The following is a 624-nucleotide window of genomic DNA, read 5'->3' on the forward strand; positions in this document are numbered from 1 at the left end:
TGCGGACGCAGAGGGCGACATCGACTGGCTGGTCCAGATCGACTCCACCATCGTCCGCGCCCACCAGCATGCCGCCGCCACCGGCCGAAAAGGGGGCGCCAGCGGCGGGACGAACCGGACGATCACGCCCTCGGTCGATCCCGAGGCGGACTGACCACCAAAATCCATCTCGCATGCGACGGCAAGGGCCGCCCACTCGCGATCCTGCTGACGCCCGGCCAACGCCACGACAGTGTCTGCGCGCGCCCTCTTCTGGAACGGATCCGTGTTCCCCGCACCGGCCAGGGCCGGCCGCGCTGCAGGCCCGCCCAGGTCATCGCAGACAAGGCCTACAGCTCCCGGGGCTTCCGGGCCTACCTGCGAAAGCGCGGCATTGCGCACACCATCCCGGAGAAGACCGACCAGCAACGGCACCGACTGAGGCGCGGGCGCCACGGCGGCCGACCGCCAGGGTTCGACCGGGAGACCTATCGGCGGCGCAACATCATCGAGCGCTGCTTCAACGGCTCAAGGGCTTCCGCGGGATCGCCACCAGATACGAGAAGACCGCCACTTCCTACGAAGCAGCGGTCACCCTCGCATCGTTCCTGCTCTGGGCAAGATCCGTTTGAAGACGGACCCTAG

The 624-nt window shown here is 68.3% G+C and carries 1 protein-coding gene; it reads left to right on the forward strand.

Going from position 1 to position 624, the window contains the following annotated elements; genetic code table 11:
- The first annotated feature begins 24 nt into the window (after window positions 1–24).
- On the forward strand, window positions 25–624 hold the full coding sequence (locus tag HW130_RS35250) for an IS5 family transposase (RefSeq protein ID WP_375256616.1): 600 nt from the start codon (window positions 25–27) through the stop codon (window positions 622–624).

It is taken from the genome of Streptomyces sp. PKU-EA00015, from assembly GCF_013387495.1.
GTDB lineage: Bacteria > Actinomycetota > Actinomycetes > Streptomycetales > Streptomycetaceae > Streptomyces.